Annotated in this window: 19 protein-coding genes and 2 CRISPR repeat arrays; of the genes, 11 read left to right on the plus strand and 8 right to left on the minus strand. The window is 63.1% G+C overall.

What is annotated here, in order from left to right:
* Positions 1–123: 123 nt before the first annotated feature.
* The gene (locus tag C8D72_RS07535; protein WP_115853805.1) at positions 124–558 is read left to right on the plus strand and encodes a hypothetical protein; all 435 of its coding nucleotides are present in this window, start codon (positions 124–126) and stop codon (positions 556–558) included.
* Positions 559–785: 227 nt separating this feature from the next.
* Positions 786–2,036: a serine/threonine transporter SstT gene (gene sstT / locus C8D72_RS07540; RefSeq protein ID WP_115853806.1), complete on the plus strand. Its 1,251-nt coding sequence runs from the start codon at positions 786–788 to the stop codon at positions 2,034–2,036.
* A gap of 87 nt (positions 2,037–2,123) precedes the next feature.
* Positions 2,124–3,951: a CRISPR direct-repeat array (repeat unit 28 nt; unit sequence TTTCTGAGCTGCCTGGGCGGCAGCGAAC).
* 127 nt (positions 3,952–4,078) lie between these two features.
* Here sstT and C8D72_RS07545 read toward each other — a convergent pair.
* Together C8D72_RS07545 and C8D72_RS07550 are read right to left on the minus strand one after the other, a co-directional pair.
* Positions 4,079–4,510, minus strand: coding sequence for a type II toxin-antitoxin system VapC family toxin (locus C8D72_RS07545; RefSeq protein ID WP_115853807.1), 432 nt, complete (start codon positions 4,508–4,510; stop codon positions 4,079–4,081).
* Positions 4,507–4,749, minus strand: a complete 243-nt coding sequence (locus C8D72_RS07550) for a FitA-like ribbon-helix-helix domain-containing protein (RefSeq protein ID WP_115853808.1) — start codon at positions 4,747–4,749, stop codon at positions 4,507–4,509. Before C8D72_RS07550 ends, C8D72_RS07545 begins: the two co-directional genes overlap by 4 nt.
* Before the next feature lie 152 nt (positions 4,750–4,901).
* Between C8D72_RS07550 and cas1f the strand changes: the two genes are divergently transcribed.
* The 7 genes from cas1f (at position 4,902) to C8D72_RS07585 (ending at position 16,297) form a co-directional block, all read left to right on the plus strand.
* Entirely contained in the window at positions 4,902–5,882 is a 981-nt protein-coding gene (gene cas1f, locus C8D72_RS07555) for a type I-F CRISPR-associated endonuclease Cas1f (RefSeq protein WP_115853809.1), read from the plus strand.
* Positions 5,879–9,199 carry a type I-F CRISPR-associated helicase Cas3f gene (gene cas3f / locus C8D72_RS07560; protein WP_115853810.1) on the plus strand — a complete coding sequence of 1,107 codons (3,321 nt, stop codon included), beginning with the start codon at positions 5,879–5,881 and terminating at the stop codon, positions 9,197–9,199. Before cas1f ends, cas3f begins: the two co-directional genes overlap by 4 nt.
* Before the next feature lie 27 nt (positions 9,200–9,226).
* Positions 9,227–10,573: a type I-F CRISPR-associated protein Csy1 gene (gene csy1, locus C8D72_RS07565; protein WP_115853811.1), complete on the plus strand. Its 1,347-nt coding sequence runs from the start codon at positions 9,227–9,229 to the stop codon at positions 10,571–10,573.
* A complete protein-coding gene (gene csy2, locus C8D72_RS07570) occupies positions 10,570–11,562 on the plus strand; it encodes a type I-F CRISPR-associated protein Csy2 (RefSeq protein WP_115853812.1) in 993 nt (330 codons plus the stop codon). The genes csy1 and csy2 overlap by 4 nt, the downstream gene beginning before the upstream one ends.
* Before the next feature lie 17 nt (positions 11,563–11,579).
* Entirely contained in the window at positions 11,580–12,614 is a 1,035-nt protein-coding gene (gene csy3 / locus C8D72_RS07575) for a type I-F CRISPR-associated protein Csy3 (RefSeq protein ID WP_115853813.1), read from the plus strand.
* Between the two features lie 3 nt (positions 12,615–12,617).
* A complete protein-coding gene (cas6f, locus tag C8D72_RS07580) occupies positions 12,618–13,187 on the plus strand; it encodes a type I-F CRISPR-associated endoribonuclease Cas6/Csy4 (protein ID WP_115853814.1) in 570 nt (189 codons plus the stop codon).
* Positions 13,188–13,317: 130 nt separating this feature from the next.
* A CRISPR array of direct repeats spans positions 13,318–14,424; the repeat unit is 28 nt; unit sequence GTTCGCTGCCGCCCAGGCAGCTCAGAAA.
* A 154-nt stretch (positions 14,425–14,578) separates the two neighbouring features.
* Positions 14,579–16,297 carry an HD domain-containing phosphohydrolase gene (locus C8D72_RS07585; RefSeq protein ID WP_115853815.1) on the plus strand — a complete coding sequence of 573 codons (1,719 nt, stop codon included), beginning with the start codon at positions 14,579–14,581 and terminating at the stop codon, positions 16,295–16,297.
* 5 nt (positions 16,298–16,302) lie between these two features.
* Here the strand turns inward: C8D72_RS07585 and C8D72_RS07590 are convergent, their stop codons facing one another.
* A complete protein-coding gene (locus tag C8D72_RS07590; protein ID WP_115854455.1) occupies positions 16,303–17,205 on the minus strand; it encodes a LysR family transcriptional regulator in 903 nt (300 codons plus the stop codon).
* 91 nt (positions 17,206–17,296) lie between these two features.
* Here C8D72_RS07590 and C8D72_RS07595 point away from each other — a divergent pair, with 91 nt between their 5' ends.
* Positions 17,297–17,779 carry a PACE efflux transporter gene (locus tag C8D72_RS07595; protein ID WP_245955193.1) on the plus strand — a complete coding sequence of 161 codons (483 nt, stop codon included), beginning with the start codon at positions 17,297–17,299 and terminating at the stop codon, positions 17,777–17,779.
* Between the two features lie 104 nt (positions 17,780–17,883).
* Entirely contained in the window at positions 17,884–19,005 is a 1,122-nt protein-coding gene (locus tag C8D72_RS07600; protein WP_115853817.1) for a CobW family GTP-binding protein, read from the plus strand.
* A gap of 41 nt (positions 19,006–19,046) precedes the next feature.
* On the opposite strand, the gene copD is transcribed toward C8D72_RS07600, so the two are convergent.
* The 5 genes from copD to C8D72_RS07625 all read right to left on the minus strand — a co-directional run bounded on the left by copD (position 19,047) and on the right by C8D72_RS07625 (position 24,406).
* A complete protein-coding gene (copD, locus tag C8D72_RS07605) occupies positions 19,047–19,937 on the minus strand; it encodes a copper homeostasis membrane protein CopD (RefSeq protein WP_115853818.1) in 891 nt (296 codons plus the stop codon).
* Positions 19,934–20,314, minus strand: a complete 381-nt coding sequence (gene copC, locus C8D72_RS07610) for a copper homeostasis periplasmic binding protein CopC (protein WP_211308804.1) — start codon at positions 20,312–20,314, stop codon at positions 19,934–19,936. Before copC ends, copD begins: the two co-directional genes overlap by 4 nt.
* A gap of 106 nt (positions 20,315–20,420) precedes the next feature.
* Entirely contained in the window at positions 20,421–21,134 is a 714-nt protein-coding gene (locus tag C8D72_RS07615; protein ID WP_115853819.1) for an SDR family NAD(P)-dependent oxidoreductase, read from the minus strand.
* A 36-nt stretch (positions 21,135–21,170) separates the two neighbouring features.
* Positions 21,171–22,067, minus strand: a complete 897-nt coding sequence (locus C8D72_RS07620; protein WP_115853820.1) for a polysaccharide deacetylase family protein — start codon at positions 22,065–22,067, stop codon at positions 21,171–21,173.
* 116 nt (positions 22,068–22,183) lie between these two features.
* Positions 22,184–24,406, minus strand: coding sequence for a xanthine dehydrogenase family protein molybdopterin-binding subunit (locus C8D72_RS07625; RefSeq protein ID WP_115853821.1), 2,223 nt, complete (start codon positions 24,404–24,406; stop codon positions 22,184–22,186).
* Positions 24,407–24,416 lie beyond the last annotated feature (10 nt).

Raw genomic sequence — 24,416 nt, forward strand, 5'->3', positions numbered from 1 at the left:
ACTTCGGTGCGACCCGAGCCCGAGACGCGCTATATTCTTCAGAAAGCTTCAGAACGCGCGTACCACGCCGATAATGCCATTCAGCCCCGCTTTTCCTGCGGATCAGGCACAGGGAGAGACGCCATGCAGCGCCGACCATTCAGACCCGCCGTACCGGGTTATTTTCTGGCATGTCTTGTCAGCGCCGTGGCGCTTGCCGGCCCGCCCCAGACAGCCAGTGCCAGCGAATCGGTAATGTTCGATCACCGCCGCCCCAACCTGGACCATCACCGCCCGCCGCACCGCCACCCACCCTTTGGCATTCGCGACCCGCAGCGCTTTGATCCCGCGCGCGATGTGGACATTGGTGTGATTCTCCCGCCCGAACAGCTGGAACACTGGCGCAGCAACTACGTGCCCGACAACTACCGGCTCAACGGCTACGACGGCGTGAGCGAAGGGGAGGCCAACGTCTGCCGCCACAGTGACGGCTCGCGCAGCTACTCAAGCTCCGGAATGACCTGTGAAGACGGCGACGCCAACCCGCCGGGCGGACGCAGCTGGTCAACGAAGCAGTAGCGCTGCCTGGGCGGCAGCGAGCCATGGCGTCATACGCCGCTGCCCCCATGCCGGCCTCCTGACCGCGCCGAGCGTTTGATGGCCACATCACTCAAGCGGCAGACAGAAGCGATGGCGTATGGCCGGCGTGGCGGTGCTAGAATGCGCCGTTTCGCGGACGCTCCGAAACTTCCCTGGCGCCCGCGGTGCGCCTGCGCATCACACATCCCGGCCTACAAGAGAGCGCCATGTCCGCCCGTTCCGATCATCGTTCATCCCTGCCCCGCCTGGGGCTGATTCCACAGATTCTCATCGGCATCGTCGCCGGCACGCTGCTGGCCCTCTGGGCGCCGGGCATCGCCCAGTCCTTTGCCATTCTCGGTGATCTTTTCATCAACGCATTGAAGGCGATCGCGCCGATTCTGGTCTTCGTGCTGGTGATGGCGGCGATCGCCGCGCATCAGCGCGGCCGGCCGACGCAGGTCCATGGCGTACTCGGTCTCTATCTGGTCGGTACCCTGGTGGCCGCGCTGGTGGCGGTCGTGGCGAGCTTCGCCTTCCCCACGACGCTTGCGATCGACGCCCCGCCCGCCGACGGCGCCCCGCCCTCCGATATCATCGAGGTGCTGCGCAACCTTGCGCTGAGCGCCGTCGACAACCCGGTCAACGCGCTGGTAGAGGCCAACTTCATCGGCATTCTCGCCTGGGCGGTGGGCCTGGGGCTGCTGCTGCGCCAGGCGGGCGACACCACCCGCAACGCGCTGGGGGATCTGTCCGATGCGGTGTCGGGGCTGGTGCGCTTTATCATCCGTTTCGCCCCGCTGGGCATTTTCGGACTGGTCGCCAACACGCTCGCCGATACCGGCCTCGGGGAGCTCGCCAACTACGCTCACCTGCTGGCAGTGCTACTCGGCTGCATGGCGTTCGTGGCGCTGGTGACCAACCCGCTCATCGTGTTCGCCCATACCCGCAAAAACCCTTACCCGCTGGTCTTCGCCTGCCTGCGTGGCAGCGCCATCACCGCCTTTTTTACCCGCAGCAGCGCGGCCAACATCCCGGTCAACATGGCGCTCTGCGAGCGACTGGAGCTGCATCGCGACACCTACTCGGTGTCGATCCCGCTGGGCGCGACGATCAACATGTCCGGCGCGGCGATCACGATCACCGTAATGACGCTTGCCGCGACGAACACGCTGGGCCTGGGCGTCGATTTCCTGACCGCGTTTCTGCTCTGCGTGGTCTCGGCCCTCGCGGCCTGCGGCGTTTCCGGGGTGGCCGGCGGCTCGCTGCTGCTGATTCCGATGGCGGCGAGCCTGTTCGGCATTTCCGCCGACGTCGCGATGCAGATCGTCGCCGTTGGCTTTGTCATCAGCGTGCTGCAGGACTCCACGGAGACCGCACTCAACTCCTCCACCGACGTGCTCTTTACCGCCGCGGCCTGTCGCTCCCCGGGGGCCAGACGACGTCTGGGCGAAGAGACCCGCAACGAGACGGCCTGACACCAGGGCTTGTGGCAGCGCCGAGCCAGAGGCCGGGAGGCGCGCGGCAGCGAACACTGGCGCTGCGCTTCCTGCAGGTGTTGAGCGTTTCCGAGCTACCTATGCGGCAGCGAACGAGCTCAATGCGACGCTGATCCAGAAGGTTATTTTTTGAGCTGCCTGGGCGGCAGCGAACCGTAATCGGCTGCGTCGCTGGCTGAGAAAGCTTTTCTGAGCTGCCTGGGCGGCAGCGAACAGCTATGGGGGCTGATGGTGGAGGCTGATCTGTTTCTGAGCTGCCTGGGCGGCAGCGAACGCCGTCAGGTAGATTTCGCGGGCGCGGTCGCGTTTCTGAGCTGCCTGGGCGGCAGCGAACTTGAATATCGCCGTTTCGATTGCCGCGTCAGTTTTCTGAGCTGCCTGGGCGGCAGCGAACCTTGCGAGCGATCGCGTAGCGCAGGCCCACGTTTTCTGAGCTGCCTGGGCGGCAGCGAACGGCACCACGGGCGGCACCACGGGCGGCTCCACTTTCTGAGCTGCCTAGGCGGCAGCGAACCACCGCCACCACCACCGATAGAACCGCCAGAGTTTCTGAGCTGCCTAGGCGGCAGCGAACGTGCGAACGTAATTCGACCTCGACCCGATACCTTTCTGAGCTGCCTAGGCGGCAGCGAACTTTCAGGCGCTACGCGCCTATAGGTGCTGGACTTTCTGAGCTGCCTAGGCGGCAGCGAACGGCTTTGAGCTGCCCGCCGAAGAACGCCTGCTTTTCTGAGCTGCCTAGGCGGCAGCGAACCTGGCGCGGTGCTCCAGCTCGGAGATCTCGCTTTTCTGAGCTGCCTAGGCGGCAGCGAACGCTATCCTGTGCGCGTGACACGCCTTTGGCCGTTTCTGAGCTGCCTAGGCGGCAGCGAACGCTTGTCTGCGAGCGCGGCACGGTCACGCGCTTTTCTGAGCTGCCTAGGCGGCAGCGAACTTGATCCGCTTGCACACCTCGGCGCACGTCATTTTCTGAGCTGCCTGGGCGGCAGCGAACGTCGCGTTTGAAGAAAGACGGGCGCGCCATCTTTTCTGAGCTGCCTAGGCGGCAGCGAACCTCGGCCTCGACGGTGCCCCGCTTGCGCTCCATTTCTGAGCTGCCTAGGCGGCAGCGAACCGGGGCGCCTGCGCCAGTACGGCCTCATCATCTTTCTGAGCTGCCTAGGCGGCAGCGAACTCGACCGGTGATTACAACCGTCGCGTCGGCATTTTCTGAGCTGCCTGGGCGGCAGCGAACGCCGACACCACCGTCGACGCCTTTCGCAAACTTTTCTGAGCTGCCTGGGCGGCAGCGAACGGCTCCTCGAGCGTGATGCGCTGCCCGGTATATTTCTGAGCTGCCTGGGCGGCAGCGAACGGGAACGTTTACGTGCGCTCCTGCTCTGGTGTTTTCTGAGCTGCCTGGGCGGCAGCGAACATCATTCGTGATGAACTCGATCGCCTCGATGTTTTCTGAGCTGCCTGGGCGGCAGCGAACCCAGTCCCAGTTTCCGCTGACACTGCCGGGCTTTTCTGAGCTGCCTGGGCGGCAGCGAACAACTCACAGGCTGATAGCCTGGCCCGCCTGCTTTTCTGAGCTGCCTGGGCGGCAGCGAACAACCTCATTAAGGTCGCGATTGACCGATTCAATTTCTGAGCTGCCTGGGCGGCAGCGAACGCTGGGGTAAATGGAAGCGTGTCTTAACTGTATTTCTGAGCTGCCTGGGCGGCAGCGAACTTCTGCTGTACCTTCATGCCCCAGGCGAGACATTTCTGAGCTGCCTGGGCGGCAGCGAACGCCAAGACCAATACGTATACGCTGACGACCGATTTCTGAGCTGCCTGGGCGGCAGCGAACTATAAGCGGTTATCATACTACCCTGCTCCATATTTCTGAGCTGCCTGGGCGGCAGCGAACTAGAGGCTATGTCGCCGGAAAGCCCTGGTCTACCGGGCTCACCGGCGAAATCCGCCAAAAACCCTTTTTCCAGCCTGCTTTTAACGCGTTGATTTTTAAAGAGCGACAGCAGCCGATCAAAAAAGGGTCATCCTGCCTGATGCGCCTGCCATGGATCATGCAGTGTCATCGACAGTCCTTCAAAGTCTTTTAGATTGCGCGTGGCCAGCATTGCCTGATGTTGCAGGCAGATAGCAGCAATCTGAGCATCGGCCATGCCGATCGGTCGACCGCTGTTTTCGCGCGCTGCCACACACCGGCTGTAGATTACCGCCGAGTCAGTATCGAAGGGCAGGACTTTGCCCGCCAGATCCTCTTCCAGCATCCCGGCTGCAGCATCCGCCAACCGACGACGCCGAGCGCCTTCCGGCAGACGAGCGATGCCGTGAAGAATCTCTGCCACGGTAATGGCCGTTACAAACACCGCCTCGCTGGCCTGCTCATCCAGCCAGCGCACCACCTCGTCATTTGGTACCGGGCGCATCAGCTCGGAGAGTACGTTGGTGTCGAGAACGATCATTCTTCAAACGTCGCGGGCCGGGGTGAATCGGTGCGCGGGACCAGCTCGAGCGCTACGCCGTCTTCGGCAAAGCGCTGTCGTATTCGGCTTCCCAGCCCCCTTGTTTCCTCGGCCGGCGCCAATGCCTGGCGCAGAATGATGCGCACCTCTTCTTCCATGGAATGTCCGTGACGCGCCGCCGCCATGCGCAGGCGCCCCTTCAGGGACTCATCCAGATTGCGGATCGTGATGTTGGCCATGGGCCACCTCCTGATGATTGCAATGCCATCATTGTAATCATTCGATTGTCGAGCGTCCTGTTCTACTTCCACGCGTGATTACTTTCAGTTATCACTAATGTGCAGCCTGCCTTTGACGATAACGTCTAAAACCAACAGAACATGAGTGCGCCATGGACGATCTTTCTGCCAGCGATCTGAAAACGATTCTGCACTCCAAACGCGCCAATCTGTATTACCTCCAGCATTGTCGGGTACTGGTCAACGGCGGGCGCGTCGAGTACGTGACCGATGAAGGCAAGCGTTCGAAGTACTGGAACATTCCCATTGCCAACACCACCTCGCTGCTGCTGGGCACGGGCACCTCGATTACTCAGGCGGCGATGCGGGAGCTGGCGAAGGCCGGTGTGCTGGTAGGGTTTTGCGGCGGTGGCGGCACGCCGCTGTTTTCGGCCAACGAGATCGATGTCGAGGTTGCCTGGTTCAATCCGCAGAGCGAGTACCGCCCCACCGAATACCTGCAGCACTGGGTAAGGTTCTGGTTCGACGATACCCTCAGGCTGGAAGCCGCCCGCGCCTTTCAGATCGAACGGCTGAAACAGGTTGAACGTCTCTGGGGAGAAGCGCGGTTCCAGCGCGCGACTGACTTTGCCCCATCGAGTACGGAACTGGGTGGCCTGCTGACACGTAGCCGCGCAGCCATCGCTCAGGCGCCGGATACCACTGCCCTGCTCACCGAAGAGGCGCGACTGACCAAACAGCTGTTCCGACTGGCCTCACAGGCGAGCGACTACGGCGACTTTACCCGCGCCAAAGTTGGCAGTGGTGCCGACCCGGCCAATCGCTTTCTCGATCACGGTAATTATCTGGCCTACGGGCTGGGGGCCACCGCGACCTGGGTATTGGGGCTGCCCCACGGACTGGCAGTGCTGCACGGCAAGACCCGACGCGGCGGACTGGTGTTCGATGTGGCCGATCTGATCAAGGACGCCGTCATCCTGCCGCAGGCGTTTATCTCCGCCAGTCGCGGCGATGAGGAGCAGGAGTTTCGCCAGGCCTGTATCGAGCGTCTGACGCAGGTCGAGGCGCTCGACACGATGATCGACTCGTTAAAACGCGTTGCCGAGCAGCTTGGCAACGAGGCCGCGCGATGAACGTGCTGATCGTCTCGCAGTGCCACAAGAATGCGCTCAAGGAGACCCGGCGCATTCTGGATCAGTTCGCCGAACGCCGCGGCGAACGCACCTGGCAGACCGCCATCACCCAGGCCGGGCTCGATACGCTTAGAAAGCTGCTACGCCAGAAGGCCCGTAAAAATACCGCCGTGGCCTGCCACTGGATTCGCGGCCACGACCACAGCGAGCTTTTGTGGATCGTCGGCGACGCGTCGCAGTTCAACGCCCGCGGCGCCACGCCCACCAACACCACGCGGCGCAATGTGCTGCGACGCGAGGACGAAAACGACTGGCACTCGCTGCGTTTGATGCATCTTCTGGCCTCGATAGCGGCGCTGTTTCACGACCTCGGCAAGGCCACCGATGCCTTTCAACAACGGTTGAAAGGCGAGCTGGGAGGGCGCAACCGCTACCGTCACGAATGGGTATCGCTGCGACTGCTCGAGGCCTTTGTTGGTGAAGATGACGATGCCGACTGGCTGGCACGCCTGCAACATCCGAACGCTACCGATGATGCCTGCTGGCTGTCACGGCTCAAGCGCGACGGCCTGGATACTCCCGCAGCCGATGAGTCCCCCTTTCATCATTTGCCGCCGCTGGCTGCCGCCATCGGTTGGCTGATCGTCAGCCATCATCGCCTGCCGGCACTGCCCGCCTACCAGGAAGACGGTACTCAAAAATGGGCAGGCGCCCGGGCCATACTCAATGCCGGCGCCCTCCCTACGCTACCGCAGGCCATTACCGCGGCGTGGAACGAGTGCATCACACCGGCTGATGCCGCAACGCTCACTCCCTGGTGGCAGCTCTCCCACGGTCTGCCGGTGACGGATGACGCCTGGAGATCCCGCGCCGCTCGACTGGCGCGTCAGTTAAGCGAATGCCGCTGGGTGACGCCACCGCTCGAATCACCGTATTTGATGCATCTGGCGCGTCTGGCGCTGATGCTGGCCGACCATCACTACTCAAGCCTTGTCGATACCGGGCGGCTGGATGGCTCGTGGAAGGGGCCGCTGTTTGCCAATACCACCACACGTCACGGCAAGCGCGAACTTTGCCAGCCGCTGACCGAGCATCTGCTGGGCGTCGTTCGAGCCACCGGTGAGATCATCCATCACCTGCCGGACATGGCAGCAGCACTGCCGCGTATCGCTCGCCATAAGGGATTCCGGGCACGCAGCCGCAATGCCCGCTTTCGCTGGCAGGACAAGGCCTTCGATCTCGCCACTGGCCTGCGTGACAAAAGCCGTGAGCAGGGCTTCTTCGGCATCAACATGGCCTCTACCGGCTGCGGCAAGACCATCGCCAACGGCCGTATTCTCTATGCGCTGGCCGACCCGGAAACCGGCGCGCGTTTCTCGATTGCGCTCGGCCTTCGCACCCTGACACTACAGACCGGACAGGCCTACCGCGAGCGGCTCGGGCTCGGCAGTGATGAGCTGGCGATTCGGGTGGGCGGCAGCGCCAGCCGCACTCTTTTCGAGCACCAGCAGGGCAGCGGCGGTTCCGAATCCAGCGCCGCATTGCTCGACGATCAGGCTCATGTCGTTTTCGAGGGCGACCTTGAGACTCATCGCGTGCTGGGCAAGGCGGTCGCCGACCCGCATGCCCGCGCGCTGATCCAGGCGCCGGTGCTGGTCTGCACCATTGATCATCTGATGCCGGCCACCGAAAGCCTGCGTGGCGGCAGCCAGATTGCCCCGATGCTGAGACTGATGAGCGGTGATCTGGTACTCGACGAGCCGGATGATTTCGATATCAACGACCTGCCCGCACTGACCCGCCTGGTCTACTGGACCGGCCTGCTGGGTGCCCGTGTACTGCTCTCCTCCGCCACCCTGCCACCGGCGCTGGTGCGCGGGTTGTTCGACGCCTACCGGGAAGGCCGAGCCGAGTACCAGCGTCATCGCGGCGTGCCCGGCGCCCCGGTTGATCCCATCTGCGCCTGGTTCGACGAGCACGGCTGTACGCATCAGAGCTGCGCCGATGGCGCCGCGTTCGATACTGCCCATGATGCTTTCGCTCGCAAACGCGCGGCCCGGCTTGCCGCTCTCGACCCGCTGCGACGGGGCTATCTCGTACCCGTATCAACACCCTCCAAACATCCGGACGCCATTCATGAGGCGGTGGCGCAGACCGTGCTGACACAAGCTTTCGCACTGCACGCGCAGCACCACTCGATCGACCCGCACAACGGCAGGCGCGTCAGTTTCGGGCTGGTGCGCATGGCCAACATCGAGCCGCTGGTCGCCGTAGCGCAGGCGATCTATCGCTCAGAAATTCCTGAAGGTACGCGGGTTCATCTTTGCGTCTATCACTCGCAGTTTCCGCTGCTGCTGCGCTCGCGGCTGGAAAACCGGCTGGATCAGACGCTGGACCGGCGCGAGCCGAATGCAGTGTTCGAGCTGACCGATATTCGCCAGCGGCTGGGCAGTGACGCCGAGGACCACCTGTTTATCGTGCTGGGCTCGCCGGTGACCGAAGTGGGCCGCGATCACGACTACGACTGGGCCGTGGTCGAGCCTTCTTCCATGCGTTCGATCATCCAGCTGGCCGGGCGCGTGCGACGCCACCGCCATGAGCCTGTCACTGAACCCAATATTGCCCTGCTCGACACCAACGTTCGCCACCTTGCAGGCAAATGCCCGGCCTTCTGCCGTCCGGGCTTTGAGACCGAGCAGACGTGGCCGCTGGCCAAACACCGGCTTGCCACCCTCCTGCGCGGTGAGGAAATCAACACCATCGACTCGCGCCCGCGCCTGTTGCCGACTGACACCCTGGCGCCCACCGGCAGACTGGTCGATCTGGAGCACGCGCGCCTCAGGATGCTGATGGTAGAAGGTGCCGAACTGCCCGGGCAGCGACGATCCCGGCGTCGAAAGCCGCTCTTTCTGGGCGCCTATCTGTTCTATCGCCCCACGGCGATGTCGCTAAGCGCGATCGCCAGCCAACAGCAGCCGTTTCGCGAGGACAACGAACCGGACGCCGAATTCGTGCTGTATCCGGATGAGCTTGATGAGGATTACGGCTTCCGCCGGGTGGATCAGGAGGGTCGCGAGGAGAAACTGACACCGGTGGAATCCGAGCTGGCTCGTCTGCCGGATGAGGCGCTGGCGAACCCGCGCGTGTCGCCCTGGAACGAGCCGGACTACATGGCCGCCCTGAGTGAGCAGGCCGACGCCATGGACATGACGCTGGAGCGCTGTGCGAGGCGCTTCGGCCGCATTCGTTTGAAACCGGATCGCGCCCCGCAGGGATGGCACTTCCATCCCGCGCTGGGGTTTGTGAGGAAAAAATGACCAACAACTCTACAAACGAGGGGGAGCATGTCAGAACACATCAATAGTCCGCCGCCATCACTGGAAGCGTTGATTCATGGCTTCATGCATGACCGTTTTCAGACCAAAACGGAAAAGCTAGCGCCGGATGACCCCGTCTATCTCAAACTGCAACAGCAGTTCGAGCCGCAGACCTGGCTTGCCGACGCTGCACATCGTGTCAGCCAGCTCCAGGTCGTGACCCATTCGCTCAAGGCGATTCATCCCGACGCCAAGGGCACCAACCTGTACGTCGAGCCCGGTCAGCTCAAGCGCAACGAGCTGGTCGGCAGCCATTGTCTGCCTGCCGATTTCGACGGCGATGTGGTCGGCAATGCGGCCGCTCTGGATGTTTACAAGTTCCTGAAACTGCAGTGGGAGGGGCGCTCTCTGCTGGAGCGAGCCCTCGAAGGTGACCAAGCACTGATCGAGGCGCTCAGTGATGACCGCGCCGAAGCCCAGTCCTGGGTGCAGGCCTTTGCCAATATCGTCGAGCCCAAGGGCACGCCGAGTTCCCACGCCCGCGGCAAACAGTTGTACTGGCTGGTCGGTGATGAGCCAGGCGATAACGCCAATTACCACCTGCTCGCACCGCTTTATGCCACCGCGCTGGCGCATCCATTTCACGCACGAGTGAGCGAGGCACGCTTTGGCGAACACGCCAAAACCGGGCGCAAGGCGCGACGAGACAATGCGGCGTTTGAAGGCGGCTATGCCGACTACCTCAATCTGGCCGTTCAGAAGTTCGGCGGCACCAAGCCGCAGAATATCTCCCAGCTCAACAGCGAGCGCGGCGGCCAGAACTATCTGCTCGCTTCACTGCCGCCCCACTGGCAGTCGCGCGACGTCTATCCACCCATGCGCGATGCGCTTCAGACCTTCGGCCGGCGTCAGGAAGTACGGCGCACGCTCGATGATCTGAAGCGATTTCTCGAATCCGACCCCGCCGCCAACAGGCACACGCGCGATCGGCGCGATGACCTGACGGCCATGCTGGTCGATGAGCTGATGCTGTTCATCTTCGACATTCACTCGGTGCCAGCGGGCTGGACGACCGATGAGCGCTGTCAGTTGGCGGCGGAGGAGCAGTACTGGCTCGATCCGAGGCGCGCGGAACTCGATGCAGAATTCGCCGAGGCGCGGCGTCAGTCCGATTGGCATGACAAGATCAGCGCGCGCGCCGCCCAGTGGCTCAATCGCACGCTCAACCGTGATAGCCCGCTCAATCTCGGTGACGTCGAGCATGAACACTGGAAAGGGCGATTCGACAGCGTACTCAAAAGCTTTCGCCGCCAGCTTGATGACCTGCAGGACACGCTGCGCGATGACGACGAAGACGAAGGAGCCGCGGCATGATCGATTCCACACCGCATCTGCTCGTGCTACCGCGGCTGCGCATCCAGAACGCCAACGCCATCTCGAGCTCGATGACCTGGGGCTTTCCCGCCATGAGCGCCTTCATGGGCGGCGTTCAGGCGCTGGAGCGCAACCTGCCCGACGACATTCGAGTGGTCTTCGACGGCGTTGGCGTGGTGTGTCATCACATCGAGCCGCAGGTCACCGAGGGCGGTTTTACCCGAGCGTTTCATCTCACCCGCAACCCGGTGGATAAAGCCGGTAATACGGCCGCCATCGTCGAAGAAGGGCGCGCCCATCTGGACGTGACGCTACTGATCGGCATCGAGTCCGATGGTGATGATCTGGGCAGCGCCGAGCGCCGCCGGACCATCGCTTGCCAGCTGTTCGAGCAGGTGCAGGGCATGCGCATTGCCGGCGGCAGTGTCATGCCGCCGCTGAATGCGTCGAGCCGGCAGCGCCCCGAACTGATCACCTTCGATGCCGATGAAGCGCAGCGCGCCAAACAGTGGCGCCGGCTCAAGCGCCGGCTGCTGCCTGGCTTTGCGCTGGTGCTGCGCGATGACTACCTGACCGAGCACACCGCAACGCTCCAGGCCAAGGACGACAGCGCCACGGCGCTGGACGCCTGGCTCGATCTCTGCCGGCTCAACCACGAGTGCCAAGTCGACACCCAGCAGGATAGAGAAGGCCGGACGAAAGAGGTGGCGACGTGGGAAATCCGCCGCCCCTACCCCGGCTGGCTGGTGCCGATTCCGGTCGGCTACGGCGCCATTTCCGACCTGTTCGAGCCCGGCGAAGTCGCCAACGCCCGCGACCCGAGCGTGCCGTTCCAGTTCGTCGAAAGCCTCTATTCCATCGGTGAGTGGGTCAGCCCGCATCGCCTGCGAAGCCCCGATGCGCTGCTCTGGTTCGTCGACAACGACCTCGAGCGCGGCATCTACCGCCTTACCAACGACTACGCCCTGACCCACTCGACAAACGACTGATCATCAAGGAGAACACCATGGCCAAGAACGACGTCCTCAAGACCGCTTCCGTCCTCGCCTTCGAGCGCAAGCTCGACCCCTCTGATGCGCTGCTGAGCGCCGGTTCGTGGGACGCGCGAGATCAGGTTCAGACGTGGCCCGGCATTCCGGTTCGCGAGAAATCCGTACGCGGCACCATCTCCAACCGCCTGAAGACGAAGGATCAGGACCCGGCCAAACTCGACGCCGCGATTGAAAATCCCAACCTGCAGACGGTGGACGTCGCCGCCCTGCCCCATGACGCCGATACGCTGGCGGTGCGCTTTACGCTGCGTGTGCTTGCCGGCGCGGGTAACCCCTCCGCCTGCAACAACGCTGCGTATCAGCAGAAGCTCAAGCAGACGGTCAGTGGCTACGTCAGCGAGCAGGGCTTTAGCGAGCTGGCGCACCGCTACGCCTGCAACCTCGCCAACGGCCGCTTCCTCTGGCGCAATCGCATGGGGGCCGAACAGATTGAAGTCGTCGTCAGCCAGATGAAGCAGGGCCAGCCAGAAAAAAGCTGGACGTTCGATGCGCTCGAGCACTCGACGCGTGATTTCGCCGGCACCGACCAGACGCGTGAGCTGGGCGAGACCATCGCTGCGGCGCTGGCCGGTGAGCAGTACCTGCTGCTGGACGTAGTGGCCTTTGCCCGTGTAGGCGCCGGTCAGGAGGTCTTCCCGTCACAGGAACTGATCCTGGATCGTTCGCGCGGCGACAAAAGCAAAACGCTCTATCAAATCGGCGACGACAGAAATGCCGCCATCCATTCCCAGAAGCTGGGCAATGCCCTGCGCACCATCGACACCTGGTACCCGACGCCGGAAGACGGCAGCGAACTCGGGCCTATTGCAGTGGAGCCCTACGGCTCGGTCACCACGCAGGGCGCCGCCTACCGCCAGCCGAAGCAGAAAGTGGATTTCTACAATCTGCTGGATAACTGGCTGTTGAAGGATCAGGTGCCCGCCACCGAGAATCAGCACTTCGTGATGGCGACCCTGATTCGCGGCGGCGTCTTCGGCGATGCGGGGTGAGGCATGGATCACTATCTCGATCTTCGGCTGCGCCCCGACCCGGACTTTCCCCCATCCATGCTGATGGGGGCGCTCTACGCCAAACTGCACCGTGCGCTGTTCGACCTTCAGGCCGAGGATATCGGCGTGAGCTTTCCTGACCACAGGACCGGCGTGAACGCGCGTACGCCCGGCGATCGCCTTCGCCTCCACGGAAAGAAGGACCGGCTCGAACAGCTGATGGCACTGCCATGGCTGGCCGGTCTGAGCGAGCTTGTCGAACACGGTGGCATTACGTCCGTGCCGGAGAGCGCACAGCACCGGGTGGTTCAGCGGCGGCAGTTCAATACCGGCAGTCCCAGTCGCGCCAGACGCTACGCTCGCCGCCATGACGTGTCGGAGGCCGAGGCACAGCAATTGATGAGCGCCCCCGCCGAGCGACGCATCGAACTGCCGTTTGTGCAGATCGCCAGCCGCTCCACGGGCGAACGCTTCGCGCTGTTTATCGAGCATGGCCAGCTGCAGTCGAACCCCGCCTCGGGACGCTTCAACCAGTATGGGCTAAGCCGGGAAGCCACCATCCCCTGGTTTTAACCCTTTTTTGCGGGCGCCATAACGGCGCTCGCAAAATCAATGGCTTATGGAGACGCGATAAAAAAGGGTATATTGAGGTGAATATGCCGAAAGCTATTTAAAAACATACGCTTGAGCGCATTATGCGCTAGTTCGCTGCCGCCCAGGCAGCTCAGAAATGGATAACGTCATTCGTGTACCCGATAGTAGGGTTCGCTGCCGCCCAGGCAGCTCAGAAACGCTCAAGGCCGAACAGCTCATCGCTATGCGTGTTCGCTGCCGCCCAGGCAGCTCAGAAATGCTCATCGCTGATGACGTGGAATCGCAGAAGGTTCGCTGCCGCCCAGGCAGCTCAGAAAATCGGCAGCTGGGCGTAAGTCATGACGATCGAGTTCGCTGCCGCCCAGGCAGCTCAGAAACGATCGAATGCATAGGTGCCGCCGCTGTTTTGGTTCGCTGCCGCCCAGGCAGCTCAGAAATTGGTGCAGCGGTCGCGCACGCTCTCCGGCATGTTCGCTGCCGCCCAGGCAGCTCAGAAAAGCAGGGCGATGCCGGTGCGCGATCCCAGCAAGTTCGCTGCCGCCCAGGCAGCTCAGAAAATCTCGCATGTAAGATGACGGCCAGACAAAGAGTTCGCTGCCGCCCAGGCAGCTCAGAAAGATATGGTTGGGGAAGTGTTGCTCTAGTGCTTGTTCGCTGCCGCCCAGGCAGCTCAGAAATAGCTCAATGCGCGTTCCGCGCGGCAGATACGGTTCGCTGCCGCCCAGGCAGCTCAGAAAACGATTTCTGTTCCTTCTGGTTCTTCTCTCGAGTTCGCTGCCGCCCAGGCAGCTCAGAAAAATGGGGCCGAGCTGCACTTTTTGGGCACCAAGTTCGCTGCCGCCCAGGCAGCTCAGAAAACGTATCGATCCAACCCCGAGGCCGAGGTGCCGTTCGCTGCCGCCCAGGCAGCTCAGAAAATTGATACAATCAAGGCACATTACAGACCAAAGTTCGCTGCCGCCTAGGCAGCTCAGAAAAATACGTCACCATGCGGCCTGCAGTATCACGAGTTCGCTGCCGCCCAGGCAGCTCAGAAAAATTCTGGCAGTTGTCATCATAGCATCAGATTGTTCGCTGCCGCCCAGGCAGCTCAGAAATGGCGCAGAACAAGCGCAACGAGCGATTCACGTTGGCTGCCGCCCAGGCAGCTCAGAAATGCGCGATGACATCGAGCAAACCATGACGCTGGTTGGATGCCGCACAGGCAGCGCGGAAACTGCCGCCTTTTTCTGCCCGGTATCTTTCCAAGAGTATTGCCCTCCTGGCCTTCAAGTCATCGCGCTAATCTAAATTAATCTGCTCTGCTGCCGATACTAACGTCACGATTACGCTATTGAGTCGCGCACTACTTATATTGAGCAGGCCTTTCGATGGAAAGTTTGGCGTCGGAAACATCACCCCAGATCGAAATTCACGATACCGAGCAGATCGCCAGCGTCGTGGAGGCACTGAGCTATCACACCCATGCGCTGTCGATCAGCGTAGAGGCGTCCTCGGTCTCCCGTCCGGTGACGCTGCGCGGGCTGGATCATGAGCGCCGGGTCCTGTCACTTTCCCTGCTCGATGCCCAGAGCCTTGATGCCGCCGAGCTGGTCAATCAGCCACTGACACTCAGCGCCGAAGGCGATACCGAGACGCTGCTTTTTGAGGGCATGGTGGCACTTGAGGTGGTGCGCAATAACGACCGCCTCGAGATACGCAGCTCGCTGCCAGGGACGCTTCATACCACCTCCAAGCGCAACAGTACGCGCGTGTTTCTTTTGGAGGGTATGCAGGTCAAAACCGGTATAACCCTGTATGAAAACCAGCCGCCCATCATCGGGCGGCTGCGCAATCTTTCCATTGGCGGGGCACTGCTGGAAGTGCCTCTGGCCAACAGCGCGCCGCTGAAAACCGATGAGTTCATGGCCCAACTCGAACTCTCCTTTCCCAACGGGGAAGTGTTCACCACGATGGGCCAGATTCGTCACGTCAACCCGGCCGGGCGTTCGCACTTCGCCGCCATTGGCGTGATCTTCATCAACACGGACCGCGCGCACGAGCAGCGCCTGATATATCTGGTCAACGAGACCGAGCGCGAAACGGCCTATCGCACCGGTGAGGGCGGGCGCATGAGCTTCCCGTCGCCGCTCTACTCTTCCAGTGACCCCGGCTACAGGCGCAACGCGAAGCGACAAAAGTCCGAAGAAGCTCCCATGGTGGGCACCCTGCTTGAGGTAGCCCGCCAGCTGCATATCTTTTTGCTGGCCCTTCAGAACCAGCGCCCGCTGCCAGCGAACTGTCTGTTTGATAGTGCCGATATATTACTGACGCTTTTGAACAAGCAGCGCCAGAATCTTTTTTACGCCCTGCACTGCCTGCACCAGCAGCCAACCTGGGTGCAGCACTCGCTGAACGTGGCCGTGCGGCTGGGAGATCTGGTGTTGAGCGAATCCGATCACGCCCCTCGGGCTCGTGAGGTGGTAATCGCCGCGCTGGTCCATGACATGGGCAAGCCGATGCTGATCGACGATACGCTGCCCTCGATTGAAGGCACGCTCGATATCCGCCAGCGCGATTACCTGCGCCGCCATGTGCCCGTACTGATGGAAGCGCTTGAGGGTATTGACTGGCTCGCACCGGCCATGCGCCATGACGTGATCCAGTGTATCAACGAACGTCTGGACGGCAGCGGCTATCCGCAGGGTTGCAAGGGAGACGCGCTTTCCCCCATCGCGCGCATGGCGGCCGTGGTCGATACCGTGGATGCCATGACACGCGCACGGGGCGGTCGGCGCGGCAAAACGGCCATCGAGGCTTACCGCTATCTCTATCACCGCCCCGAGTGCTTCGACAAGCAGTGGGTGACGCGCTATATCCAGCGTCACGGTTTTTACCCGATCGGCAGCCTGGTGAAGTTTTCAGGGGGCTTTCTGGCCTGGGTCATGGAGCTGGATGACAGCGGCCAGCCACGCCGCGTACGCGTGGTGCGCAACCTGAAACGCGAAGATCGCACCATGAATGACATTCTGAGCCGGGTCGACTTTGCCCAGCTGGGGACGCTGGAAAGCCTGATGCGCCCCGAAGGCTTTGGCCTGGCGCCCTACTGAAACGCTCAGCCGCGTTCGAGTACGACCGGCGGCGTCAGGGGCTGGGCGAGGAAGCGGTCGCGCAGCCAGCTGCCGGCCACGCCCAGCCCGCGACTGGCATGCCAGCCCAGCTCGAGTGCGACCCAGCGCTCAAGCGCCGGTGCGGTCAGCGTGACCAGTGACGGGCGCGCCGGCGAGGCCGCAATCACGTGATCGGACATCAGCGTCCAGCCCACCCCGTGCTTGACCAGCTCCAGCATCACGAAGTGGCTTTCCACCCACCACACATCCGCGCCCACGCGCTCGGCCAGCCGCGAACCGGGCTGGCCGCGGGTGGCCACGATCAGCTGGCGATGCTGTCGCAGCGCCTCGGGGGTCACGCTTGCCTCATCCGTCAGCGGGTGCGTCCGACCACACACCAGCCGCAGCGGTACGCGCCCCAGCGGGCGGGTCTCGAGCGCCGGAAACAGGGGCTGCGGGCGGCAGATCACGCCCAGATCCGCCTGACCCGACTCCAGCATGCGCCCGACATCCTCCAGCAGGGGGAAGTGCATCTCTACCTCCACGCTCGGGAACTGCCGGGCAAAATCCTGCATCAGTCCGCCGATCAGGTGCTCGGGATAAAACTCGTCGATGGCCAGGCTCAGACGCGGCTCGATATGGGCTTCCAGCCGGCGCGCCACGCCCAGAAAGCGCTCGCGCCGGGCCAGTACGCCTCTCGCCTCTTCCACCATGCGCACGCCACTTTCGGTGAGCACCGGCAGGCGGGCGCTGCGATCAAAGAGCGTCAGGCCCAGATCCAGCTCCAGATTGGCCACGTGGGTACTGACCAGCGACTGCGCCTTGCCAAGGCGGCGCGCCGCGGCCGAGAACGATCCGGTTTCGGCGGTGGCAACAAGGGCATTGAGCTGTTCCAGCGTCGGGGTCATCGCAGGCTCTACACAATGAAAGAAATCGATCGAAGATCCATCTGCAAAACAGATGGGTTCCAACTTGGTTTTGGCACTTTCATGAATGATAGTGCGCAGCATCACTTACCGGAAGCTCGACACCATGCGCACCACCCTTGATCGCATTCGCCACACGCTGATGTTTGAAATCATCGGCCTTTTGATCGTCATGCCGCTGGGGCACCTGCTCTTTTCACTAAGCATCAGCCACATGGGCATGGTCGGCGTGATCAGCGCCGTGGTCGCCACGATCTGGAACTACGTCTACAACCTGGGCGTGGATCACGCGCTGAAGCGCCTGCGCGGCCATGTGCACAAGAACGTGTTCATGCGCGTCATTCACGCCATCTGCTTTGAACTGGGCCTGATCTGCGTGCTGCTGCCACTGATTGCCCTTTATCTGGGCCAGACCCTGGCCGAGGCCGCACCGCTGGTCACCTCGCTGGCGCTCTTTTATGTGGTCTACGCCTTTGTCTTTAACTGGGTCTATGACGTGGTCTTTCCGATTCCGGACAGCCCGGCACGCGGCGAGGCGCCAACAAACCGGGCCTGAGGATGCAGGGACCGTGACTGGACAGGGACGATTGACGAAAATGTTATAAAATAACATTATTAGCCATCGGCGCTGGCCGCCCCTCGCATCCTTCAGGCAATGACATGTCCTATCTCGACACTTCTTCAACGCCCGCACGACGCATCCCCGTGACCCTTTTGACCGGCTTTCTGGGCAGTGGCAAGACCACCCTGCTCAATCAGCTGGTGCAGCAGCCGAGCATGTCGCGGGCACTGGTCATCATCAACGAGTTCGGCGAGATCGGGCTGGACCATCAACTGTTTGCCGCCAGCACCGATGGCGAGCAGATCGAGCTCAGCAACGGCTGCATCTGCTGCTCGATCCGCACCGACCTGGCCCGTACGCTCCGGGACGCGGTATGGCGCTTTTCCCGCGAGGGGCAGCGCCAGTTCGACCGTTTGATCATCGAGACCACGGGGCTGGCCGACCCGGCGCCCATCGTGCATACCCTGATCAGCGAGGCGAAGGTGGCGCGCCACTATGCACTGGATGGCATCGTCACGGTGATGGACGCCGCCAGTGGCAGCATGACCCTGGATCGTCATGAAGAGGCGCTGCGTCAGGCGGCGATGGCGGATCTTTTGTTGATCACCAAGCAGGACGTGGCGAGTAAAGAACAGCTCAACGCGCTGCGCCAGCGTCTGGCGGTGATCAACCCGGGCGCCACCCAGCAGCTGCTCGATCACGGCCATATCGAAGCCGATGACCTGCTGGGTCTGGGGCCGGAGGATATGGAAGCGCGCAGCGCCGATATTCAGCGCTGGCTAGGTGAGGCCGCCTCAAATGCCCCCACCCCGCATTCGCCCACGCTGTCTCCCGGTGCGATGTTTGCAAGCGTCGATAAAGCCGAGGTTCAGGCCGGCATGATGCCCGCCGCGCCGCTTCCTGATCCCAACCGCCACGATGACCACATCCGCGCGCACTGCTTTGTGTTCGAGCGCCCCATCAAGGCCGCACGTCTTGAAGCCTGGCTGTCGCTGATCACCAGCCTGATGGGCCACGACATGCTGCGCATCAAGGGCATGCTGGATATCGAGGGCCGGGACAGACCACTGGTCATCCACGGGGTGCAGCATCTCTTTCACCCGCCGGTCGAACTCGAGGCGTGGCCGGGCGGTGTGCGCTTGTCGCGGCTGGTCTTTATCACTCGCGACATCCCGCGGGAAACCCTGGAAATGACGCTGGGCGACTTTCTCGACAGCTGAGGCGCTTTTTGAACATGGCCCGGCTAGAACCACCATGACGATCAACCGTGGCCCGGCGGGAGGGTGCCAAACCAGCCCACCAGCGCGACCACGCCGATGAGAATAGCGATTTCCGCCATGGAGACCCGGCGCAGGCGCTGCAGCGCGCCGGCCTCCCGGGCAAGCCGGGGCACCAGGCAGTAGCGATTGAACATCGCCATGGCCACCAGAAGCCCCACCAGCGCGACCTTGAGCCACAGCGCGCACTGATAGACCACATCACCATCCAGCGGCAGACCGCCCACCACCAGCCAGGTGTTGACCATGCCTGTCAGCACCGCCAGCGCCACCGCCAGATGCCCGACGCTGGAAAAGCGGATCAGCGCCTGAATAGCGCCCTGTCGCATTGCCGGCTGCTTCAACTGCCCCAGCAGCAGTACCACCGGCACCAGCGCGCCCAGCCAGAAACCACCGGCCAGCAGATGGCCCCAATCGTTGAGACGATGCAGCACGCCGACCGCGCCGTCGTGCATGGCGGTATGCCCCGAGACGGTGAGCGTGGCCAGCATCAGCGCCGAGGCGACGCTGACACCTGCCGGGCGTCGCAACGCCGGCACGATAAGCACCGCGCCCATCACCACCATGGCGGCCAGCTGCCAGCCCCAGACGCTGCCCACCAGGGTACGCGTGGCCACCAGGGTGAGCATGTGGCTCTCCAGCGCATTCCCCCAGCCGCTGCCGAGCGAGGCAGTCAGCACCGGCAGGCCCGCCAGGGTAGCGAAACCGGCAAGCCCCGCCGCGCCTACGCCCCAGGGACGCAGGCGGTGCCAGAGCAGTTCGCGCAGCGTTTGATCATTGATCAGCAGCAGACAGGCACTCCCGCCCCAGAGCAGGAGTGCGGCCACGTTAAAGACAAGGCGCGTTATCAGCAGCGCCGTGGCCGGCTCGATCACGGCGAAACATCAAAGCGGTACTGCCCCTGGGTCTTGTGGCCGTCGACCGACAGCACGTGCCAGTGCACGTCGTAGCTGCCGCTTTCGAGTTCATCACTGATCGGCGTCACCAGGGTCCTGCCGCCGTCCTGCAGGCGGGCCTCGTCAAGCTCGACCGAATTGCCGTCGGTGCCCACCACGTCGACCTCGCTGAAGGCCAGCTCCAGGCCTTCGCTGAAGCTCAGGGTGATCTCGTGCGGGGCGGAAATGCTCTCCCCCTCGCCCGGGCTGGACGCCTTCAGATGGGCATGGGCCAGCGCCTGGCCGCTGATCATCAACGCACCCAGCAATACCGGTGCCATCCAGACCGACGTTCTCCAGCGCAGGGCAGTCTTCATCTTTTTTTCTCCATCTGCAGGCCACATGAAAGGAAAGCGGGATCGCCGCAATGGCCCCATTGTCGTCCTGATCCCGCAGGCTGGAAAGTCACCGCGGCCGAACGCCTCAGTAGTAGTCATCCAGCGAGGCGTTGACGTTGAGCTCGGCAAGGCTTGCGGTATTGGGCAGATTCAGTGCCATCGACACCAGCCGGGCCAGGTCCTCGGGTTGCGTCATCTGCTCGGGCGGAATGTTGCCGACCGACTCGCCCATGTCGGTGGCGACCAGCCCCGGGCACAGCGCCGTGGCGCGTACGCCGTCTTCCCAGCCCTCCTTGCGCAGCGCGTGAGACAGCGCAAGGGCGGCAAACTTGCTCATCGCGTAGAGCCCCGAACGCGGACTCTTGACCCGATGACCGGACAGCGACACCACTGACACCACGCGCCCGGTACCGGCTTTTTTCAGATGCGGCCAGGCCGCGCGCGCCAGCCGCAACGGCGCCTTGACGTTGATGTCGAAAATCGCGTCGATGTCGGCATCTTCGGCCTCGATCACCGTTTTGGGAATCATGATGCCGGCGTTGTTGACCAGTGCATCAAGGCGCCCGAAGCGATTGATCGTGGCCTCGACCCACGCCTGATCCAGACCGGCATCGGCGGCGTCATAGTGATGCACCAGCACGTTATCGCCGGTCAGCGCCGGGTCGATCTCGTCGTGCCGGCGCACGCCCAGACTCAGCTGCCAGCCCTCCTCTTTCAGGCGCCTGGCAATCGCGGCGCCGATGCCACGGTTGGCCCCCGATATCATCGCCACGCGCGGCGCTGCGGTGTCGTCAGTCATTCACAACCTCCTTGCTCATTGATGCATTCGATCGTGTCACACGTTCTGTCTGGCCACGTGGCGGGCAATCGCCCCGGGCGTGGTCCACCACACGCCCTCGGCCTCACGATGACCGGCAAGATCAGCAAGCACTTTTCTCAGCAGCCGCAGCCGGAAGGGCTGGCCGGTCAGCCAGGGGTGCAGGGCGATGCCCATGACCAGCGGCTGATGACGCGACTGCTCAAGCAGCTCGAAAAACTGATCGCGCATCATGGTGGCGAACTCGCTCATGCTGACCCGATGCGTCGAGATGGTCGGGATGTCGTTGAGCTCCTGCGGATAGGGAATCGACAGCAGCTGACCGCGGCGGGTGCGCATGGCAATCGGGCGGTCATCGTGCGCCCAGTTGAGCGTGTAGGAGAACCCGGCCTCCTGCAAAAGATCCGGGGTGCGATCGCTTTCCGAGATCCAGGGCGAGAGCCAGCCCTCGGGCGCCGTACCGAAGTGGCTCGTCAGGCGCTCGCGGCAGCGGTTGATCAGTGCCGCCTCATCATTGAGCGAGAGCTGGCCCTGGCGCTCGGCGTTGGTATGGCCGTGACCGATCAGCTCATCGCCGCGGGCCATGAAGGCCTCCAGCAGCTCGGGGCAGTGGTCGAGAATCGAGGTATTGGCGATCACCCCGGCGGGCAGCGACAGTTCATCGAGCATCTCCAGAAAGCGCCAGGCGCCCACGCGGTTGCCGTATTCTCGCCAGGCGTAGTTGAGCACGTCCGGCTCGCCTTCCGGCGCCGGCGGCGCAATACCGGGGCCACGCCCTTCGCCAAAGGCAAAGTGCTCCAGATTGACGCCCACATAGACGGCCAGGCGCGTATCGCCGGGCCAGCGAAAATCATCGCGGTCGGTGATCGGGCGATAGGCAAAGCGCTCATGATGGCGCAGATGGTTGAGTGTCATGCGGTTCTCCTGTCGATAAAAACGGCCGCGCCTTGCGATGCCCCGGCCCGTGTTCGGACATTAAAAAGCCGGCGCCCTGTCGGGCGCCGGCATGCATGAAGGAGATGCCTGACACCTCAGGCCGATTGCACGGCCGGGATGTTCTCCATCAGCTTTTCCTTGAAGATCGGCAGGTCCCGGATGCGCTTGCCGGTGGCGTGATAGACCGCATTGGCCACCGCCGCCGCCATGCCGGTAATCCCGATCTCACCGATCCCGCGGGCGCCGAACTCGTTGAACTCAAGGTCAGGATAGTCGAGCAGGATCACATCGACCTCCGGCGGCTGGTCGGCATGCACCGGCACCACGTACTCGGCGTAGTTGTTGTTCACCGGTCGGCCATTGCGCGCGTCATAGTCGGTGGCCTCGAAATGGGCCATGCCCAGCCCCATGACGATGGCGCCCTCGACCTGGTTGCGCGCCGTCAGGGAGTTGATCACGCGGCCGACGTCGATGGCACTGACCACCCGGGAGACGCGCAGATTCGAGATGCCCGGGTCCCAGCGCACTTCCACAAAGTGTGCCCCGAAGGAGCGATAGGAGTAGCGGTCATCGGCGCCCTGGGTATGGGCGTGGCCGTCGGCACTGGCCAGCTTCTGACCCTTGAGCACGTCGACGTAGTTCACGCCCTGCCCGTCATGGGTCAGCTGGCCGTTTTCGAACACGAGGCTGTCGCTGTCATTATCGACATCGGCAAAGTCGCCCTTCTCCGAGGTCGCGTAACCCTTGAGCTCCTTGATCGCCTCACGGGTGGCCGCCGCGACCGCCGGCAACGTGGTGGCCGTGGTCCAGGAGCCACCCGAGATCGGCCCGTTCGGGTAGCTGGTATCCCCCAGTCGTACAGTGATCTTCTCAAGCCCCAGGCCGGTAATGTCGCTCACCGTCTGGGCAATGATGGTGTAGGTGCCGGTACCGATGTCCTGGGTGGCACAGGTGACATAGGCCGTGCCGTCGGCGCGCAGCGAGACCCGCGCCTCGCACTCGCGCTTGATCGCCTCCCAGTTACAGGCCGCCATCCCATAGCCGACGATCTCGTGACCGTCGCGCATCGAACCGACTTCCGGATTGCGGTCATGCCAGCCAAACTTCTCGGCGGCCTTTTCGGTGGCCTCGCGGATGTGGTTGCTGGAAAAATCCAGATCCTGACTCTCGTCGCGGTCGGCGTAGTTGTTCAGGCGAAACTCGAGCGGATCAACCCCGGCGGCCAGTGCCATCTCGTCGATGGCGGATTCCAGCGCAAACAGCCCCGGGGCCGCGCCCGGCGCACGCATCGAGGTGGGCGTGCCGCGGTTGACCCGGGTGGTCTCATGAGAAACCGTCAGGTTCGGGCACGAATAGAGGCTCTGGGTGACGCTGCCGCAGGTCTCGACGTACTGATCGGTAAACGAGGTGGTGTTGATCGACTCGTGACGCAGCGATACCAGCCGACCGTTGTCGTCGGTGGCCAGACGCATGCGCTGGCGCGTCTCCGGGCGATGGCCGGTAGTGGTGAACATCTGCGGGCGGGGCACCACCAGCTGTACCGGGCGCCCGGTTTCGCGTGCGGCGACGGACGCCGCCACGGCGTGCGGCCACATCCAGAGCTTGGAACCAAAGCCCGAGCCGATAAACGGCGATTCGACCCGGATGTGTGACGGCGGAATGCCGAAAATTTTCGACAACGCGCCGCGCTGCTGCACCACCCCCTGAGAGGATTCGAAGATGCTCAGGCGATCGCCCTCCCAGCTCGCCACGGAGGCGTGCATCTCCATCGGGTTGTGGGTCTCGACCGGTGTGGTATAGGTCACATCGATGCTGTGGGCGGCGCCATCGAAGTTGCCTTCGGCGTCGCCGCGCTCGTGGTTACCACTGCCGGGCTTTGTCCCATGGGCCTTCACGCCCTGATCGAGATTGGCGATGGCGTCATCGCGTTGGTAGCTCACGCCCACCTTGCGTGCCGCGGCGCGGGCGTTGTCAAACGTGTCGGCCACCACCAGTGCCACAAACTGACCTTCGTAATGGACCCGGTTGTCCTCGAACGGCAGACGGGTCTCCTCGACCTTGTTGCCCTGGGCCATCGAAGACGGCGTGCGGTGCAGCTCGGGGAAGTGATTGTGATGAAAGATGTCGATCACCCCGGGGGACTGGCGCGCCGCCTCCAGATCGAGACCGGTGATGGTACCGCTGGCGATGGTGCTGAAAACCCCGTAGCCATAGGCCATGTTGTCAGGATGATGGTCGGCGGCGTAGGGCGCCTCGCCGGTCACCTTGCGCTGGCCGTCGATGCGCTTCGGTCCGGCGCCAATGATGCTGTCACTCATGACGTTCTCC

Origin of the sequence: Kushneria indalinina DSM 14324 (assembly GCF_003385845.1) — a bacterium.
GTDB lineage: Bacteria > Pseudomonadota > Gammaproteobacteria > Pseudomonadales > Halomonadaceae > Kushneria > Kushneria indalinina.